This window comes from Cellulomonas shaoxiangyii (assembly GCF_004798685.1).
Lineage (GTDB): Bacteria > Actinomycetota > Actinomycetes > Actinomycetales > Cellulomonadaceae > Cellulomonas > Cellulomonas shaoxiangyii.
Genome location: NZ_CP039291.1, coordinates 3,022,389 through 3,040,646 on the forward strand (window position 1 = coordinate 3,022,389; position 18,258 = coordinate 3,040,646).

Consider the following 18,258-nt stretch of genomic DNA (forward strand, 5'->3'; position numbering starts at 1 on the left):
GCCCTGGACGGGGCGGCGCGGCCAGCACGACGACCCCGCAACCGTGGCCGGTGCGGGGTGGCTCCAGTCTACGGAGGGGTCCGACGGTGACCCCGACGGAGCCGTCCGTGGACCCCGGCATGCCGCGCTCGGCCGCCGCCGTACGCCCACACCGACATGCCCGCTCTCCGGGGTGCCGGAGGGCCCCGCCATGAACTCCGTCACACGTACACGTGTCCAACTGGTGGAAACTGGACGTCTGTCCGCCCCCCGGTGTCCATCAGTTGGACAGATATGCGGGTACGTTTCCCGTGCGATCCGGCGAGCGCGGCGCACCGGGGTCACCGGCACCGTCACCGGGCACTGACCTGCGCGGTCGCACACTCCGTCGCCCACCCGTCCGGGTGCTGCGTGGCACGGTCGGGACAGGCCCCGCGGAGGCCCTGGCGGAGCACCGAGTGCTTGCGCGGACGGCACTTCACCCACACTGGAACTGCGTCCACAAGCGGGTCTCCGGGTCTCGGCGTGGCTCACGGCCTGCGGAACACTCCCCGACCGAGAGGCAGCCGTACGTCGGTGCCCTTTCACCCGACCGGCTCTCACCCGACAGCCGCCTCTCCCCCTCGGAGGTCACATGGCCGCGCACCCGCATCCCTCCCGGCCTCGCACGCGACGGCCGGACCGCCCGCTCGACGGGACCGGCCGGACCGGTGCCGGCGCGGCCGCGCCGACGCAGGGGCGCCTCCGTCGGGCCGCCACCCTTCTCGCCGTCGGCGCGCTCGCTCTGGGCACTCTCGTCTCCGCCAGCCAGGCCGCCTCGGCCGCCCCGACCGCGTACCAGCTGGGATCGACGGTCGTGCAGGACGCCTTCTCCCGGACCGTGGCAGCCGGCTGGGGCACCGCGGCGAGCGGCCACAGGTACTCGGCCGAGGCCTCCGCGGGCGCGTCCGTCGCGTCCGGACGCGGCCAGCTCTGGATCACCCCGGGGCGCACGGGGCAGGTCGTCGCGTCCGGGACGTCCGCCACGGACGCCCGGGCCGCGGTCACCGTCTCCGTCGACAAGCAGCCGACCGCCGGGAACGGCGCCTCCGCATCGCTCCAGCTGCGCAGGACGGGGCCGAGCACCGCCTACCGCGCGACGCTGCGCTTCGGTAGGGACAAGAAGGTCAGCCTCAAGCTCGAGCGCGGCAACGGCGGGGACACCGTGCTCGTCGCCGACACGCTCCTGCCCCAGCGCGCCACGTCGGCGTCGACAGAGTTCCGGTTCGAGTTCCAGGTGACCGGTACGTCGCCGGTCACCCTGGCCGCCCGCGCGTGGCCCGTCGGCGCCTCCACCCCGGACTGGCAGGTCCGGACGCAGGACTCGAGCGCGCAGCGCCTCACGAAGGCGGGCACGGTCGCCGTGCGCGGCGGGGTCTCGGGGTCGACGGCAGCCACGGCGCTGCGCTTCGACGACCTCCTCGCACGCACGCTCGTGCCGGCGACGGCGACCCCCGCACCGACGGCCACCTCGGCCCCCACCGCGACGCCGAAGCCGACAGCCACCCCCACGCCGAAGCCGACCACGGCGCCTGCGCCCACACCGGCGCCTGCACCGGCCACCGGCGTCGGCTCGGCCCCGGTCGGCACCACCGCCTACGCCGTCCCCGCGAGGGCGCTGCACGTCCAGCCGCGCGGAGACGACAAGGGCGACGGCTCGGCCGCGTCGCCGTTCGGCAGTGCCGCCGCCGCGCTGAGGTCGGCACCGACCGGCGCGACGATCGTCCTGCACGGCGGGACGTACCACGAGAGCGTCCAGGTCCCGTTCAACCGGGCCCTGACGATCCAGGCCGCGCCGAACGAGGCGGTCTGGTTCGACGGCTCGCGCGCCGTCACCGGTTGGAAGAAGTCCGGCTACGGCTGGTACGTCGACGGGTGGGACCTCGACCTCGACCACCGGGTGTCGCTCAGCGCCGGCCAGGACGAGTCGAGCCGCTACGTCGACCCGGCGTACCCCATGGCCGGCTACCCCGACCAGGTCTGGGTCGGCGGGAACGAGCTGACGCAGGTCGGGTCGGCGGCACAGGTCGCGGAGGGCAGCTTCTTCGTCGACCGGGCGGCCGACCGGCTCGTCATCGGCACCGACCCGGGCCGCGGTGAGGTGCGCGCGAGCGTGCTGCAGAAGGCCATCCAGATCCAGGGCGAGGGCACGACCGTGCGCGGCATCGGCGTGCAGCGCTACGGCGACCACGCCGCCGTCCTCGGCGTCGTGAGCGCCGAGGTCCCTGACATCACGCTCGAGAACCTCGTCGTGCGGGACAACGCGAGCATCGGCGTCTACGTGTGGGCGAAGGGCAGCGCCTTCTCCCGCCTCACGCTGGAGGACAACGGCCTCCTCGGCCTCGTCGCGAGCAAGGCCGACGACCTGACCATCGACGAGTCCGTGCTCGCCCGGAACAACTCCGAGCACTTCAAGGCGGAGCCCGCGTCCGGCGGCGCCAAGCTCCACAACTCCTCGAACGTCACCGTGCAGCGTTCGGTGTTCGACTCGAACGTGACCCGAGGACTGTGGTTCGACGTCGACATGCGCAACTCCCGGGTCGTGCACAACACGGTGGTCGCGAACGGCGTGGACGGCGTCGAGATCGAGCTGAGCGAGAACATCGTCGTGGCCGGCAACTACCTGCACGCGAACGGCGAGGCGGGCCTGAAGATCTTCGACTCCGGCGCGATCGCGGTGTCGAACAACATGATCAGCGGCAACCGGGCCTACGCGATCCGGATGCTCCAGGACGAGCGGCGCGGCGACGGCTCCCACCAGCCGTGGATCCTGCGCAGGGTCGACGTGCGCAACAACGTCCTCGCCGGCGCGCCGGGCTCCACGGCGGTGATCCAGGTGCACGACTTCCAGCAGCAGGCCTACGCCAAGGACCTCGCGATCACCTTCGCCGGGAACCTCTACCAGCGGTCGACGGCCAAGGACCCGTCGCGCCTCGTGCAGTGGGCCGCGGGGCCGCAGCTCGTGTCGTACTCGACGCTGGCGGACTTCCGGTCCGCCACCGGCAACGACGCGACGTCGAAGCTGGTCGAGGGCTCCGCGGTCGTCGCCGCGGACCTGACGCTGGCGGCCACCGGGCGCACCGCGGCCCAGGGCGTGCCGGTCGCCGTCACGGACTCGGTGGCGGGCGCGCTCGGCGTCCCCTCCGGCTGGAAGGGACTCGGGCCCACGCAGCCTCCGCGTCCGTGACCTGCGTGCCGGTGACCCGTCACCGGTGAGGAGGACCACGAGAGGGGCGACCGCGTCCGGAGGGGACGGGGTCGCCCCTCTCGCGTGCCGGAGCGCGCGGGCACGGTCTGGCACGACACCCCTGCGGGCGTTATGTGCCGAGATGTCACCCCCCGAACCGACCCATTCGGCCCATTCCGGCGCCGAGTCGCCGGTGCCCCTGTGAGACGATCGGGCTCCGGTCGTGCACGAGGAGCGTCACCGCATGGAGCTCGACGAGTACCTGCTGGCCCTGCGCAAGCGGTGGTTCGTGATCGCCGCGCTCGCCCTCCTCGGTGGCGCACTGGCCCTGGCCTACGCCCAGACGATCGCCCCCGCCTACCGCGCCTCGGCGAGCGTCTTCGTCTCCGTCAACGAGGGCGGGTCGGCCGGCGAGCTCGTCCAGGGGTCGACGTTCGTGCAGAACTCCGTGACGTCGTTCGGGCGGCTCGCGAGCATGCCCGCGGTCCTCGAGCCCGTCATCGCCGATCTCGACCTCGACACCACGGCGAAGTCCTTGGGCAAGCGGGTGACTGCGGACAACCCGCTCAACACCGTCATCCTGGAGATCTCGACGACGGACGCCGACCCGGCCCGTGCGGCCGAGATCTCGAACGCCGTGGCCCGCCAGCTCGCGCTCACCGTCCAGGACCTGTCGCCGCGCACGCAAGCGGGCGACAGCGCGATCGAGCTCACCCTGGTGGCGCCGGCCGTCACACCCGCCGTGCCGTTCGAGCCCAACACCCGGTTCCTCACGGCGACGGGCATCGGCCTCGGCGCCGTGCTCGGGGTCGCCCTCGCGCTCCTGCTCACGGTCCTCGACACGCGGCTGCGTACCCGCGCCGACGTCGAGCGGGTCGGCGGGCTCCCCGTCCTCGGCACGATCGTGCGGACGCGGTCGGCGCGCGCGGCGTACTCGACCGTGCGCACCGAGCCGGGCAGCCCGCGTGCCGAGGCGTTCCGGCGGCTCCAGGCGAACCTCCAGTACCTGGAGAGCGGGCGCCCCCTGCGCACGATCGTCGTCACCTCGGCGATGGCAGGCGAGGGCAAGACGTCGACGTCGGTCAACCTCGCGACCGCCGTGGCCGAGAGGGGTGCGTCCGTGCTGCTCGTCGACGCGGACCTGCGGATGCCCGCGGTCGCGCCCGCGCTCGGGCTCGAGGGTGGCGCGGGCCTCACCACGGTGCTCATCGGGCGCGCGCGCCTCGAGGAGGTCGTCCAGACGTGGGGGCTGCCGAACCTCCACGTCCTGCCCGCCGGAGACCGGCCTCCCAACCCGAGCCAGCTTCTCGACTCACCCGCGATGCACGCGCTGCTCGACGAGGCCGCGCAGCGGTACGACCTCGTCGTCGTCGACTCCCCGCCCGTGCTGCCCGTCGTGGACGCGGCCCTGCTCGGCCGCCGCAGCGACGGGGTGCTGCTCGTCACCCGGCTGCGCACGACCCGGCGCCAGCAGCTGCGCGGCGCGCTCGCCGCTCTCGGGCGCGTGGGCGCGACGTGCCTCGGCTTCGTGGCCACGAACTGGAAGGACGACGGGACGGGCGTGGCGTACGGCCAGGGCTCCGCGCCCGGGCCGGGCCGCCGGCACGGTCGGTGGCGGCGGGTGACGGCCCGGCGGCGCGCGCCGGCGACCAGCGCCGCCGCCGCGGACCACGTGACGGACGTGGCGCGGCCGGACGCCCCGGGCACCCCGGGCACCCCGCAGCGCCCGACGGATCCGGCACGCCTGCCGGACGCCGGCGCGGCGGACGCCCGCGCGGCGGACGCCGAGGAGGCGAGCGCGGGCTCCGCGGCCCCGCCTCACGACCCGGCACCGGTCGAGAGCGGCATCCTCCCCGGGACGCACGATCCGGTCCCGACCGAGGCAGTCCACGGCGACGACGCGCCGGGGCCCGCCGCCGCCCCGGCCGGGGACGACCAGGTCGCCGGTGGCGAAGCAGGACCCCGTGACGGCGAGACGCGGGACGCGGAGCCGCAGGACGCGCCTGCCCCCGCCGAGGGCGCGGTCGGGGCGCACGGCCGCCGATGACGGTGTCGGCACAGGCCGGAGGAGCGGACGGGCCCCTGCGCGCGCACGTCCAGCTCTATGACCAGGCCCGCACGGCTCACCTCGAGCGGCAGCTGGCCGACCCCCGGCTCACCCTGCTCTACACCGCGCCGCGCTACGACTTCGACACCGACCTCGCCGGACGCATCGATGCCCGCCGGACGGGCACCGCGGCGGCGGCGCGGCTGATCTGGCGCTCGCGCGTCGAGGTCCTGGAGATCACCGAGCCGGCGTTCCTCGCCGGCGTCGTGCGGGCGGCGACGTGCCTGGCGACGCTGCGGCTGCGACACCTGGTGCTCCGCCGGCCGGTGCCGCGCGTCGTCACGTACGTCATCGGCAACAGCGACCCGCGCCGGGAGTACCGGCCGCGGTCCGCGCGTGAGCACGCGACGTTCCGCGCCAAGTGGTGGCTGTCCCGGGCGGTCGCCCGCACGGTCGACCGGCTCGTGTTCGGCACGCCGGAGGCGGAGGCGACCTACCGCTCGCTGTACGGGCCGCCGCGCCCCGGCCAGGAGGTGCGCACGGTGACCGCGCTGCCCATGCCGTGCACGTGCCCCGAGGCCGCGGGGGAACCCGGGCGCGTCCTCTTCCTCGGTGCGCTCGTCGCACGCAAGGGCCTCCCGGTCCTCCTCGACGCGTGGCCCGCCGTCGCGGCGGCCCTGCCCTCGGCCACGCTGACCGTGGTCGGCACGGGGCCGCTCGAGGACGCGGTCCGCGCGCTCGCCGAGGCGGACGAGCGCGTGCGACTCGTCGTGGACCCGCCGCGTGACCGGATCCACGCCGAGCTGCGGGCAGCCACGGTGCTCGTGCTGCCGTCACAGGCGTCGCCGACGTGGCGCGAGCAGGTCGGCCTGCCGATCGTCGAGGCTCTCCAGCACGGGTGCACGGTCGTGACGACCGACCAGACCGGGCTCGCCCCCTGGCTCGCGGAGCACGCCCACCGCGTCGTCCCGACGAGCGACGCGCCCGAACCCCTCGGCGCCGCGGTCCTCGCGGCGCTGCGCGCGCCGATCCCGCGCGCCGAGGTCCTCGCGTCGCTGCCCGACCGCGACGGCCGGGAGGAGGCTCACGCCTGGCTGTTCGCTCCCACCGGCTCCGCACGGGACTGAGGGCGGCGCGGACCGTCGCCCACCCACCAAGCCCCGAACCCGAGGCCCAGGAGCAGGACGAGGTTCGTCGTCGAGGAGACGAGCGGGCTGAACAGCATGTCCCAGAGGAAGCGGAACCCCAGGGCCAGGCCGAGCGCGACGCTGGTGCACGCGGCGATGCCCCGCGCCGTGTGCGCTCCGACGAGGACCACGAGGACGACCGCGAGCAGGAGCCCGGCTGCCCCCGCCCAGGCCCAGAGGTCCCCGACCCCGGAGTGCAGCTCGATCTGCCCGCCGAACATGTAGTTCTCGACGTACCCGTTGTTCGGCTCGTAGCCGACCGCCGCCATACCCTCCTTCGCGACGAGGATCTCCTCGCTCGTCAACGTCGTGCCGCTGCCGAACCCGATCGGGCGGTGCGCCAGCAGTGCCCTGAACGCGCCGATCTCGGGCCGGCCGCCGAGCAGCACGGAACCGGACTGGGCGATCTGCGCCTGCGTGCGCACCTGCGTCGCCTCCCCGAACGCGCCGTCCAGGATGAGCGCCTGGACGAGCCAGTAGGCGCCCGTGCCGAGGCCCGCCACCAGCGCGCCCGCCCGGAGCCCCGAGGAGCGGCGGGTGCCCGTGGTCGGCCGGCCCTCCCAGAGCATGACGACGGCGACCAGGAAGAGGATGGCGAAGGCGGACCGCGCGTCGTTCAGCGCGTGCACGGCGCTGATGAGCAGTGCCCCCGCCACCTGCACCGCACGCCGGCCCGACCACCACGCGAGCCCGAGCACCACGATCGTCACCGGCGTCGCGAAGCCGAACTTCCACGGGTTGCTCGCGAACGCGCCGCCGGACCGGACGGTCACGAGCATGGCCACGCCGAAGCACACGGCCAGCAGGGGTGGCGGCACCTGCCTGCACGCCCAGATCAGGAAGCCCACGAGCACGGGCAGCCCGATGACGAGGACGCTGTTGCGCACCGCGATGGTCGTGTTCGTCGTGTGGTCGGCGGCCGCGAGGCGCGTGAGCCAGAAGCCCGCGACGACGGCGATGCCGGACGTGGCGGTGAGCCACCGGTAGCCGACGAGCGACCAGGCAGGGCGCCACCACACGGGCGTGAGGGCGAGGGCGAGGAGCAGCCCGAGGGTCACCCCCTGCAGGAGGTCGATCCGCGCGCCGACGAGGAGGGTCCCCAGGACAGCGACCGCGCGCTGCGCGGGGACGCGCCAACGCGGGGCGTCCTCCCCAGCCCACCGCATCCGCCCTGGTCCCCCTCCGATGCCGCCGGTGACCGCGCGCCGCACCACTGTCCCACCGACCGGGCTCGCGACGGGCTGTTCGTCACCCGGCCGGCGGCCGGACGCCCGGGACCGGTCGGGCGTCCCGCGGTCCGGGCGTGCGCGCGCCGGGATCAGCCCGTCGCCCCGACGACCTTGAGGCCGTGCACCCGGATCCCGACCGGCCCGTTGGTCGACGTGCCACTGAGCAGCCCGTCCACGCCGACCCCGCCCGCGTCCTGGAGCTCCGGCGTCGTGTCGGTCGTCGTGAGCTGCCACGTGTCGGGCTCGGGCGTGCCCTCCTTCCACGTGCGCAGCCGCAACGTCGTGGGGTCCGCGCCGACCGCCTGGAGGCGGACGTTCAGCCGCTCACCGGGTGCCAGCGCGCCGCCGGCGACGTTCGCCTGGGCGAGGATCGTCTCGCGGGGGGCGATGCGCGTGATCACGACGTTGAGCGCACCGGTCGACTTCACCCAGACCGTGCCGCGGTAGAGGCTCGACCAGCTGCCGGAGCGGGCCGTCAGGCTGACGAACGTGCCGCCGCCGTCACCGACCTTCTCGAGCGAGACCTGCCCGAGGACGTCGACGTCCCGCGCCGACAGCCCGGCCCAACGGACCCGGGGCGCCGCCCCGGGCTGGAGCGCCTGCAGCGTCCCCGAGCCGGGGGCGACGGAGTACTGCGTCGCGGAGCCGAAGTGCGTCCACGGGCCGCCGGCGGCGGACGCGCCCCACCCGCTCGCGAGCGTGCGGTCGAAGACGTCCTGCGCGAGGACCTGCTCCTCGGTCGGCGGCGCCGCCACCGTCACGTCCTTCGTGAGCGTGTCCGTCGTGCCGTCCGGCCCGGTGACCGTGAGGGAGACGGGGTACGTGCCCGCCGACGCGTAGGCGTGCTGCGCCTGCGCGCCGGTGGCCTGCGTGCCGTCGCCGAAGTCCCAGGCCCAGGCGACGACGTCCTCCTCGCCCGCTGCGGACGCCGATCCGTCGACGCTCACGGTGAGGTCGAGCACCGAGGCCGCGAAAGCGGCCACCGGTGCGGCCGGCGGTGCCTCGGGCCGCGTCACGACGACGTCCTGCGTGGTCGACGCCGTCGCCCCGCGGTCGTCGGTCACCGTGAGGGTCACCGGGTAGGTGCCCGCGGTCGCGTACCCGTGCGTCGCCTGCGCCCCCGTCGCGGCCGCCGACCCGTCGCCGAAGTCCCACGACCAGGCCGTCACCGTCCCGTCCGGGTCGCTCGACGCGGCCCCGTCGACGGCGACGGCGAGCTCCGTCGTCGCCGCGGTGAACGCGGGCACCGGCACCTGGTTGGGGACCGTCGCGCCCGGCTGCCCCGCGAACAGGTCGTCGACCGTGACCCGCACGGGGGCGTTGGTCACCGAGCCGGCGAGGCCGGTGTCGAGGCCGACGGCGCCCGCGTCCTGCAGCTCGGGTGTCGCATCGGTCGTCTGCACCTGCCACGCGGCCGGTTCGGTCGGGCCCGTCCATGCCTTGAGGCGCAGGGCGGTCGGGCTCGACCCGTCGGTGCGGAACCGTACGTTGAGCGGCACCCCCGCAGTGAGCCTGAGCCCCGGCACGTTGACGGCCGCGAGCGTCGTCTCCGCCGGTGCGATCCGCGTGACGAGGAGCGTGACCGAGCCGTCGGCCCGCACCCAGGCCCGCCCACGGTAGAGGCTCGACCAGCCGCCCCCGCGGCTCGTGAGGGACACCGACGTCCCGCCGCCGTCCGCGATCCGGTCGAGCGAGAACCGGACCGTCTGGTCGGAGTCGGCGGCCGCGACGGAGCGCAGCTGCAGGCGCGGGGTCGACGCCGTCGTGCCGATCGTCACCCGGCCCGTGCCGTCGGCGACGGAGTACTGGCCGGCGCTGCCGAAGTGGGTCCACGCTCCCCCGGTGTCGGCCGTCCCCCAGCCCGTGGCCGTCGTGCGCGAGAACGTGTCGCGTGCCCACACCGACGGGGCGGTGGCGACGACGTCGCGGCTCACGGTCGTCTCGGCGCCGCGGTTGTCCCGGACCGTGAGCGTGACCGTGTAGGTGCCGCTCGCGGCGTACGTGTGCCGGGCGGTCGCCCCCGAGCCCTGCGTGCCGTCCCCGAAGTCCCAGGTGTGACCGACGACGGACCCGTCGGGATCGCTCGACGCGGACGCGTCGACCGCGACCTGCAGCTGCGTGACGGTGGGTGTGAACGCGGCGACGGGCGCGACGTTCGCGGTGACCGTGACCGCCTGCTCCGTGGTCGCCGTCGCCCCGAGGTCGTCGGTGACGGTGAGCCGGACGGTGTAGGTACCCGCCGCGGCGTACGTGTGCGCCGGGGCCTGGTCGACGGACGCCGTCCCGTCGCCGAAGTCCCACGCGTACGACGCGACCGTGCCGTCCGGGTCCGACGTGCCGACCGGCTGGAACGCCACGTCGAGCGCCGACGGCTGCGCGACGAACCCGGCGACGGGCGGCTGGTTCGGGGCGACCGTGACGTCCTGGGTCGTGGCCGTCGTCGCCCCGTCGTGGTCGGTGACCGTGAGGGTCACGGTGTACGTGCCGGCGGCCGCGTAGGTGTGGCCGGCGGTCGCACCGCTCGCCGTCGCGCCGTCGCCGAACTGCCAGGCGTACCCGGCGACGCTCCCGTCGGGGTCGCTCGACCCGGAGGCGTCGACCGCGACGTCGAGGTAGCGCGTCCCGGCCGAGAAGACGGCGACCGGTGGTGCGTTGACGACGGTGACGGACTGCGCGCGCGTACCCGTCGCGCCCCGGTCGTCCGTCACGGTGAGCGTGACCGTGTACGTGCCGGCGCGCTCGTACGTGTGCGCCGGGGGCGTCGGCCCCTCGGCCGTCGTGCCGTCCCCGAGGTCCCACGTCCACGACGTGACGGTGCCGTCCTGGTCGGCCGCCGCAGAGCCGTCGAGCGTGAGCGTGCGGCCGGTCAGCGTGGCGTCGAACGTCGCCGTCGGGGGGAGGTTGGGCGCGGCGCCCGTGGTGCCGAGCCCGTGGTGCAGGAGGGCGTCGTTCGCCGTCAGCGCACGCGAGTACACGGCGACCTCGTCGATCCGGCCCGCGAGCGCGCCCGACGTCGAGCCCCACGTCGCGTCGTTCGCGACCCGCCAGTAGCCCGTGTACGCCTGCGCGCCGGTCTGCGGGTGGGTGCCGACGGGTTGCCCGTCGACGTAGAGGGCCATGCCGTCGGGTCCCTGGGTGGCGAGGACGTGGTGCCACCCGCCGTCGTTGTAGGACCGGGCCGACGTGATGGTGTTCGACGCCCCCGTCCAGGTGCCGAAGACGAGCCGGCCGTCGTCCTGGAGGTAGACGTGCCGGTCGTAGTCGCCCGACGTACCGGTCTGCCGGCTGCCGAAGCCGATGACCTTGCCACCGCGCGTGCTCTCCGTGGAGAACCATGCCTCCAGCGAGTACGCGCGCGGGTTCTCGAAGGCGGTGGTGCTGTACGCCCCGGACGAGCCCTCGACGAAGAGCACGGACCGGTTGTCGGGGTGGGCGGCGAGCGCACCGCCGGTCTGACGGGTCCACCCGGTGCCGGCGAGCGAGCCGCCGTTGCCGGCCGTGCCGGCGTCGCTCAGCGGCGCGCCGAGCGCCTCGTCGAACCGCCAGTAGAGGTCCGGTTCGGCGGCGTACACCGCCGCGCCGTACGCGTCGGCGGGCGAGGCCGGCACGTCGGCCGTGTACCCCGCGGTGGTCACGTGGGAACGGACCTCCTGCACGGTCAGCACCCGGGGGTAGACCGCGACGTCGTCCACCGTGCCCGCGAAGTAGTCCGTCGACGGGCGGGTCGGCCAGCCGCTGAGCTGGTCGCCCCCGATCCGCCAGAACCCGGAGTAGGCCTGCCCGGCCGTCGTGTCGGTGCGCTGCCCGACGCGCCGTCCGTCGACGAAGAGCTGCATGCCGGTCGGCCCGAGGGTCGCCACGACGTGGTGCCACCCGCCGTCGTTGTACGACCCGGTCGAGGTCACGGTGCGCGTCGCACCCGGGTAGACGCCGAAGACGAGGCGCCCGGCGCTCGTCATGTAGACCTGCCGGTCGTACGAGCCGGAGCTCCCCGTGGCCCGGTTGCCGAAGCCGACGATCTTGCCGCCGGTCGTCGACGTCGTCCGGAACCACGCCTCGACCGAGAAGACGTCCGGCGCCGGGGCGGCGGTCCGTGTCGCGGCCGTGCTGGCGGCCGTGCCCGGGAACGTGACGGCCGTGTTCGCGTCGTCGACCACGGCGCCGGCGGCCCCGCGGGCGACGCCCGCGGTCGTGAGGTCGGACGTGCCGGCCCAGTCGTACGCGGTCGTCCCGTCGGCCTCGCCGAACCGCCAGTAGGACGTCGGCTCGTCGGCGAGGACCTCTTGGGCGTAGTCGCTCACGGCGACGTCGCTGACCGTCACGGTGAACCAGTCGGACATCGCCGTGTTGCCCGCCGGATCCGTCGCGACGACGCGGTAGCGCTGCGACGAGCCCGGCGGCAGTCCGGTGTCGACGAAGCTCATGGCCGGCTGCGCCCAGAACGGGGCGGTGACGGTGCGCGTGTGGATCGGCGGCGTCGACGTCGACTGCCGGTAGACGTCGTAGCGCAGCGTGGCGTCGTCGCGGTCGGGGTTGCCGGGCCACGTCAGGCGCACCTCGCCGCGTGCGTAGGACAGGCCGCCGAGCGTGAAGAACGGGCCCTTGGCGGCGGGACCGACCTTGTTCGGTGCGGACGACCGGTCCACGAACCGCACGATGCCCTGCTGCCCCGTGCCGTTGACCCGCGTGAACTCACCACCGAAGAGGACGTAGCCGCCGGCGCTCGACACGGTCCACGGCCCCTGGTCCGTCCCGGTGAACGTGCCGGGCGTGAAGCTCGGGTACCACTCGAGGAACTCGGGGCGCGGCGTGCCGGGGTGGTCCGGGTAGCCGTAGATGTCGGCGGTGTTGACCCCACGCACGTCGTTCGTCACGGCTGTGCCGTGGTAGAAGCTCCAGGGCTCCGTCTGGGGGAAGCCGCCGCTGTTGCCGCAGTAGTGCTTGTGGCTCGCGATGTAGACGGCGCCGCCGTGGGGCGCGGCCGAGTACGAGTCGCCGTGGCAGTCCTCGAGCCACACGAGCTCACCCGTGTCCCACGACGCCTTGAAGGTGCCCTCGAGCGTCCCGGACGCGGCGGTGTGCCAGCCAGCGCCGTAGAACCCCGTGGCGTCGCTGCTCAGCGAGGCGATCGCCGACTGCGCCCCGGCGTTGCGGACGGTCGAGGTCACGGGCAGCGGGAGCAGCGCTCCGGTGACCGCGTCGAGGCGCGCGAGCCCGTAGCTCTGCGCGGACTGGCCGCCGATGCTGGTGAAGTTCCCCGCGACGACGACGGACAGCCCGTCCGGCGCGACCTGCACCGCGTTCGCCTGGTTGTCGTCGACGGGCGCGGTGAACGGCTGCAGGGCGGCGGTGGTCGGGTGGAACGCCGCGACCTTGGGCCGCGGTGTGTTCCCGACGTGGGAGAAGTTCCCCGCGACGTAGACGGTCCCGTTCGGCGCGACGTCGACGCCTTTGGCGTAGCCGTTGAGGTTCGGCGCCCATGGCTTCAGCGTCCCGCTCGGCAGGTCGAAGGCCGCCGCGCGGTTGCGGGTCTGGCCGTTCACGGTGGTGAAGGAACCGACGGCGTAGAGGGTGCGCCCGTCCGCCGAGGCGACCAGGTCGTTGACCTGGCCGTTGAAGCGCGGCGCGAACGACGTGCTCAGCGCCCCGGTCGCGAGGTCGTACGCCATCATGTGCGCCCGCGCCACGGAACCGGCGCCACCGACCGCGACGCCGGCCGGGCGGGCGTTGGCGAAGTTGCCGCCGACGTAGACGGTCCCGCCGGCGGCGACCTGCTTCCACACGACGCCGTCGATCTGGGCGGTGGGCAGGGCGTCGGCGCTCACCGTCGCGGGCAGCGGCGCCGGCTCAGCGGCGGCGACGGGTGGGGCCGCCGCGACGGCGAGGCCCGCGAGCACGAGGGTCGCGGCGACGGCGGCGGCGAGGTTCCGGCTGAGGTCGCTCGTGAAGTGGCGCATCGGTGCCTCGATCGTGCGGAGCGGTGGGCGTCGCCGCGACACGCGGCGGGACCGGAGACGATCCGGACATTACGGGTCGAAGCGCCCGCGGCGACGGCGGCGCACGGGTGAACCTGGCGCCGGTGCGGGTGAATCTGGTCGGACGTCCGTCTCAGCGCGGGGCGGAACCCGTGAAGACCAGGACCGGGCCCACCGCCCGCGCGTCGAGCTCGACGCGCACGTCGTCGCGGTCGGCCGGCGGCACGGCGAAGACGAACGTGCCGGTCGCCGTCGCGCCGGGCTCGACGCCGGCCGGCAGCGGTGACCCACCAGGCTGCGTCAGGGCCACCGCGGGCGTCGCCTGCGGCCCGTGGTACAGGTTGACGACGGCCCCGCGCAGGTCGAGCGCCGCGGGCGTGCCGTTGACCACCTCGACCGTCACGCGGAGCGCGGGACCGCCGACCTCCCCCGGCTGCACGGCCTCGCCCGTCACGGCCTCCCACGCGCTCACGCGCGCGGTCACGGCCTCCGCCAGCTGGGCCACCGCGTCCACGGCGACGGTCGCGGTCGGCACCGCGTCGGGCTCGGCGGGATCCTGCGCCGCCGGCGCGTCGCTGGCGGGAGAGGCGGGTGCGACGCCGGTGGGGCCGGCAGCGGCGCCGGCGTCGGACGGGTCGCCGGTCCCGCCCGTCGCACCCGCGGCGGAGCCGGTGGAGGGGGCGGACGGCACCCGCGACCCATCGGCCCCCGGGGCGCCCCCACCCGGACCGCGGCCGAGCGCGACCGCCACGACGACCGCGACGACCACGAGAGCGAGCGCGGCGAGCCACCACCGGACCCGCACAGGGCCCGGACCGGCGGCCGAGACACCCTCGCTCATAGCGCTCCCCTACGCGACGCGCGCGCACGGCGGCAGCCGCACGACGCTGGGCAGACTATGCGCCACCGCATCGCGCGGTCGCCGTCAGGACGGGTGAACATGGCCGGTTTGTGCCGTTTCGTCCCGCGTCCCCGCCTACCGTGGCCGGTGCGGCACGGGCCGCGCGGACGGAGGAGCACGTGGGCGTCACCGGTGCGGCAGGCACGAGGAACCGTCCGCGCGTCCTCGTGAGCGCGTACGCGTGCGGACCGGGGGACGAGCCCGAGGCGAACGCCGGGTGGGCGTTCGCGGTGGCGGCGGCGACGCACCACGACGTGCACGTCGTCACGCGCGAGCGCTTCCGGCCCGCGGTCGAGCGGGCGCTCGCCGCCGACCCCGACCTCTCCCGGCACCTGACCGTCGAGCACCTCGAGCTCGGCCCCCGGCTCGTCGCGCTCAAGCGCGGCGCGCTCGGCGTCTACTGGTACTACGTCGTGTGGCAGCGGGCCTTCGCCCGGCGCGCCACGGCGATGCACGCGCGCACGCCGTTCGACGTCGTCCACCACGTGACGTTCGCGAACGACTGGCTGCCGTGCGGCGCCGCCACCCTCGAGGGTCCGGCACTCGTCTGGGGCCCGGTCGGCGGCGCCTCCGCGCTCCCCGTGCTCCGGCTCGCGCGCTGGCTCGGTGTCCGCGGGACCCTCGTCGAGGCCGTCCGCGTCGTCGCCACCGGTGTCCCTCGGGCGGTGTGGGGGGACCGCGCCGCCCGGCGCGCGGCCGTCGTCGTCGCCCAGAACGCCGACGTCGCTCAGCGCTTCCGGAGAGCCGCGCACGTCCTCGTCGAGCCCAACGCGGCGTTCGCCCCGCTCAGCACGCCGGACGGCGCCGAGCCGCGGGGCCGTCGCGTCGCGGTCCTCGCGGCCCGCCTGCTGGCCTGGAAGGGTGGACGGCTCGCCGTCACGGCGATGGCCGACCCGGCGCTCGACGGCTGGCGGCTCGACGTCTACGGGACCGGGTACGAGGAGCGGGCCCTGCGCCGCCTCGCGCAGCGGCTCGGCGTTGCGGACCGCGTGCACCTCCGCGGGCACCGCCCGCGCGCGGAGGTCCTGCGCGCCTTCGCCTCGGCGGACGCGCTGCTCTTCCCGTCGATGCACGACCAGGCGGGTTGGGTCGCCGCCGAGGCGAGCTCGCTCGGGACGCCCGTCGTGTGCCTCCCGCTCGGAGGGCCGCCGCTGCTCGCGGCGGACAACGCGCGCGTCGTGCCGCTCGACGGCGACGTGCCGGCCGCGCTCGCGGCGGCGGTGCGCGGCACGCTCGACCGGCCCGGGCACCCGCACGACCGGTGGCGCGCCGACCGGCTCGTCCGGCTCGTCGACGCCTGGTACGCACGGGCGGTCCGCTCAGCCGGCGACCGGGGCGAGCACCCGGCGGCGGGCCAGGTCGCGCCGCACGTACCAGGCGTTGGGGACGACCTGGCACACGAGCACGGAGACGGCTGAGCCGAGGACGGGACCGGCCGCGCCGAGCGGCGCGATCAGCACCCAGGACAGTCCGAGGTTGAGCGGCACCATCGCGACGATCGGCGCCACCTGGAACCGCAGGCCCGCGGCATCGGTCATGTACATGCCCAGCGGGTACTTCGCCGCCTGCACGACGACGAAGAGCACGAAGGACGCAGCGAGCGGCGTGCTCAGCTCGATCTTGCCCTGGGTGATGAGCTGCGTGACGACGGGCAGGACGAGCCACAGGAGCAGACCGAGCGCGGTCGCGAGGGCGGTGAAGACCGCCGCCGGGCGGGCAGGGCTCTCGACCTTCCCCGCGGCCCGCGCCCGCGCGTAGACGGGCCACAGCGCGACGCCCGCCGCGGCGACGACCTGGTTGATCAGGCCGAACGTCTGCGACCCGAGGTTGTACTCGGCGAGCTCGGCCGTGCCGGCGAGGTGGCTGAGCAGCAGGCGGTCGGTCTGCATGGCCATCGGCAGCGCGATCATCTGGACGAGCATCGGCCATGCGACGTCGACCACCCTGGCGCCAGGGACGGCACGCAGGCGCGGCACGTCGCGCGCGGCAGCCGTCACCTGGGGCGAGAGCAGCCGCGCGGCGAGCACCAGGCTGACCAGCGCGACGGTGGCGTTGGCGACGTAGGAGAAGACGGCGACGTACGGCCCGAACGACCACGCGAGCGCGACGGACGCCGCGACGCCTCCGAGGACGAGCGGCGACGCGATCCCCCCGAGCGCGGTCTGCTGCGCGGTCCGGCCGAGCGCCACGAGCACGCGCTGCCCCACGCCGAGCGGGAGGGCGACCGCGAAGACGAGGAGGCACACGGTCGCGGCCACCGCGCCGCGGTCCCCCATGAGCCCCTGGCCCAGCAGGGTCGGCCACCAGCCCAGGACGCCCGCGAGGACGGCGACCGTGGCGATGACCGTGGCCGAGACGAGGAGGATGCGGAACGCGCTCGTGATCGTGCGTCGCACCTCGCGGTCGGTGCGCGGGTGCGCCGCCGACGCGACGGCGTTGACGATGACGGCGGCGACGCCGAGGTCCGCGAACGGCATGAGACCCGTGAGGCCGGTGAGCAGGCCGTACTGGGCGAAGGCGTCGACGCCGTAGTGCTCGATGACGAGCCGGCTCGTCACGATGCCGGCGAGCCCGGCGACCCCCATGACGGCGACCTTGACGACCGCGGTCGAGCCGACCTGCCGGACGGCCGACCGCTCGCGCTCAACCTGCGTCACGCGCCCTCCTCGGCCCGTGCCCCGGCCAGCGCGACCCGTGCACGACCGGACGACGTGCGCCGGTACTGCACGTAGCGCGCGCCCACCACGGCGGCGAGCGCTCCGAGCCCTCGTGAGCACACCGCGACACCGCGCGCCTGCAGGGCGGGCCGACGGGCCACCGTGCCCGCCGCCGCGGCGAGCGTCCCGACGACGACCCGGCCGAGCGCGGGCACCCCGTACCGCAGCCGCGCGGCGACCCCCGCCAGGGCCCCCTGAGCCAGCCCGACCGACGCACCGACGCTGACGTTACCCTGGGCGAACCGGCGCCGTACGACGTACGCCCGGGTCATCCGATCGCGGGGCACCCTGTCCACCACGCGCGCCTGCGCGCACCAGACGATCTCCTCGCCGGCGGCGACGAGAGCCCGTGTGAATCGCGTGTCCTCTCCGCCTGCGAGCCCGATCGACGTGTCGAACGCCAGCCCGTGCCGGCGCACGGAGGCGAGGTCGAGCAGGAGGTTGTTGGTCGCCGCGGCCGGTACGCGGTCGCCCGTCACGAGGCCGCGGCTGTGCGCGCGGGCGTAGAAGCCGCCGGCGACGATCCAGGGGTCGAGCTCGCCGTCGTACACGGACACGACGGGACCCGTGACGGCGGCGACGCGCTCCCGGCGCCACGTGTCGACGAGGTGCGCGAGCCAGCCCGGCTCGGGGACCTCGTCGTCGTCGAGGAAGACCAGGGCGTCCGACCGGGAGCTCTCCGCGAGTGCACGCTCACGCGCGACGGCGATCCCGGGCCGCGGCTCGGCGACGTACCTCACCTCCGGGTCCTCTCGCTCCGCCACGACGGCCGACGCGCCACCGGCGGGGTCGTTGTCGACGACGAGCACCTCCGCCGACGTACCCGCGGCGGCCAGCTCGCCGACCTGCTCGCAGAGCCGCGGCAGGAGCGCACGCAGCATGTCGTTGCGGCGGAACGTGAGGACCGCGACGGTGAGCACGGGCACGGGAGCGCCTTCCTGTCCAGGGGGTTCGTGGTCCGGGCGCGTGGTCACGGGCGCCCCCGGCGGCGCGGGCC

Annotated in this window: 9 protein-coding genes; 4 read left to right on the forward strand and 5 right to left on the reverse strand. The window is 75.2% G+C overall.

Annotated elements, in window-relative coordinates; all coding sequences use genetic code 11:
• The first annotated feature begins 835 nt into the window (after positions 1 to 835).
• The 3 genes from E5225_RS13560 (at position 836) to E5225_RS13570 (ending at position 6,379) form a co-directional block, all read left to right on the forward strand.
• Positions 836 to 3,205: a right-handed parallel beta-helix repeat-containing protein gene (locus E5225_RS13560; protein WP_135973257.1), complete on the forward strand. Its 2,370-nt coding sequence runs from the start codon at positions 836 to 838 to the stop codon at positions 3,203 to 3,205.
• Between the two features lie 244 nt (positions 3,206 to 3,449).
• Positions 3,450 to 5,252, forward strand: a complete 1,803-nt coding sequence (locus E5225_RS13565; RefSeq protein WP_135973256.1) for a tyrosine-protein kinase domain-containing protein — start codon at positions 3,450 to 3,452, stop codon at positions 5,250 to 5,252.
• Positions 5,249 to 6,379 (forward strand): glycosyltransferase family 4 protein, encoded by a 1,131-nt coding sequence (locus E5225_RS13570; protein WP_135973255.1) that lies wholly within the window; start codon positions 5,249 to 5,251, stop codon positions 6,377 to 6,379. The genes E5225_RS13565 and E5225_RS13570 overlap by 4 nt, the downstream gene beginning before the upstream one ends.
• Here the strand turns inward: E5225_RS13570 and E5225_RS13575 are convergent.
• The 3 genes from E5225_RS13575 to E5225_RS13585 form a co-directional block, all read right to left on the reverse strand.
• Positions 6,337 to 7,605: a hypothetical protein gene (locus E5225_RS13575; RefSeq protein WP_135973254.1), complete on the reverse strand. Its 1,269-nt coding sequence runs from the start codon at positions 7,603 to 7,605 to the stop codon at positions 6,337 to 6,339. The genes E5225_RS13570 and E5225_RS13575 overlap by 43 nt on opposite strands.
• A gap of 152 nt (positions 7,606 to 7,757) precedes the next feature.
• On the reverse strand, positions 7,758 to 13,625 hold the full coding sequence (locus E5225_RS13580; protein WP_135973253.1) for a PKD domain-containing protein: 5,868 nt from the start codon (positions 13,623 to 13,625) through the stop codon (positions 7,758 to 7,760).
• A gap of 151 nt (positions 13,626 to 13,776) precedes the next feature.
• Positions 13,777 to 14,484: a hypothetical protein gene (locus tag E5225_RS13585; RefSeq protein ID WP_135973252.1), complete on the reverse strand. Its 708-nt coding sequence runs from the start codon at positions 14,482 to 14,484 to the stop codon at positions 13,777 to 13,779.
• Positions 14,485 to 14,663: 179 nt separating this feature from the next.
• On the opposite strand from E5225_RS13585, the gene E5225_RS13590 reads away from it, so the two are divergent.
• Positions 14,664 to 15,962: a glycosyltransferase gene (locus E5225_RS13590; protein ID WP_135973251.1), complete on the forward strand. Its 1,299-nt coding sequence runs from the start codon at positions 14,664 to 14,666 to the stop codon at positions 15,960 to 15,962.
• Here E5225_RS13590 and E5225_RS13595 read toward each other — a convergent pair.
• Both E5225_RS13595 and E5225_RS13600 read right to left on the reverse strand, forming a co-directional pair.
• Complete coding sequence (locus E5225_RS13595; RefSeq protein WP_135973250.1) at positions 15,864 to 17,201, reverse strand: lipopolysaccharide biosynthesis protein; 1,338 nt, start codon at positions 17,199 to 17,201, stop codon at positions 15,864 to 15,866. The two genes, E5225_RS13590 and E5225_RS13595, sit on opposite strands and share 99 nt — an antisense overlap.
• Positions 17,198 to 18,187: a glycosyltransferase family 2 protein gene (locus E5225_RS13600; protein ID WP_135973249.1), complete on the reverse strand. Its 990-nt coding sequence runs from the start codon at positions 18,185 to 18,187 to the stop codon at positions 17,198 to 17,200. The genes E5225_RS13595 and E5225_RS13600 overlap by 4 nt, the downstream gene beginning before the upstream one ends.
• Between the last annotated feature and the right edge of the window lie 71 nt (positions 18,188 to 18,258).

Coding starts and splice junctions, on each gene's coding strand:
- E5225_RS13565 (WP_135973256.1), top strand. CDS start 3,450: ATGGAGCTCGACGAGTACCTGCTGGCCCTGCGCAAGCGGTGGTTCGTG.
- E5225_RS13570 (WP_135973255.1), top strand. CDS start 5,249: ATGACGGTGTCGGCACAGGCCGGAGGAGCGGACGGGCCCCTGCGCGCG.
- E5225_RS13575 (WP_135973254.1), bottom strand. CDS start 7,605: ATGCGGTGGGCTGGGGAGGACGCCCCGCGTTGGCGCGTCCCCGCGCAG.
- E5225_RS13580 (WP_135973253.1), bottom strand. CDS start 13,625: ATGCGCCACTTCACGAGCGACCTCAGCCGGAACCTCGCCGCCGCCGTC.
- E5225_RS13585 (WP_135973252.1), bottom strand. CDS start 14,484: ATGAGCGAGGGTGTCTCGGCCGCCGGTCCGGGCCCTGTGCGGGTCCGG.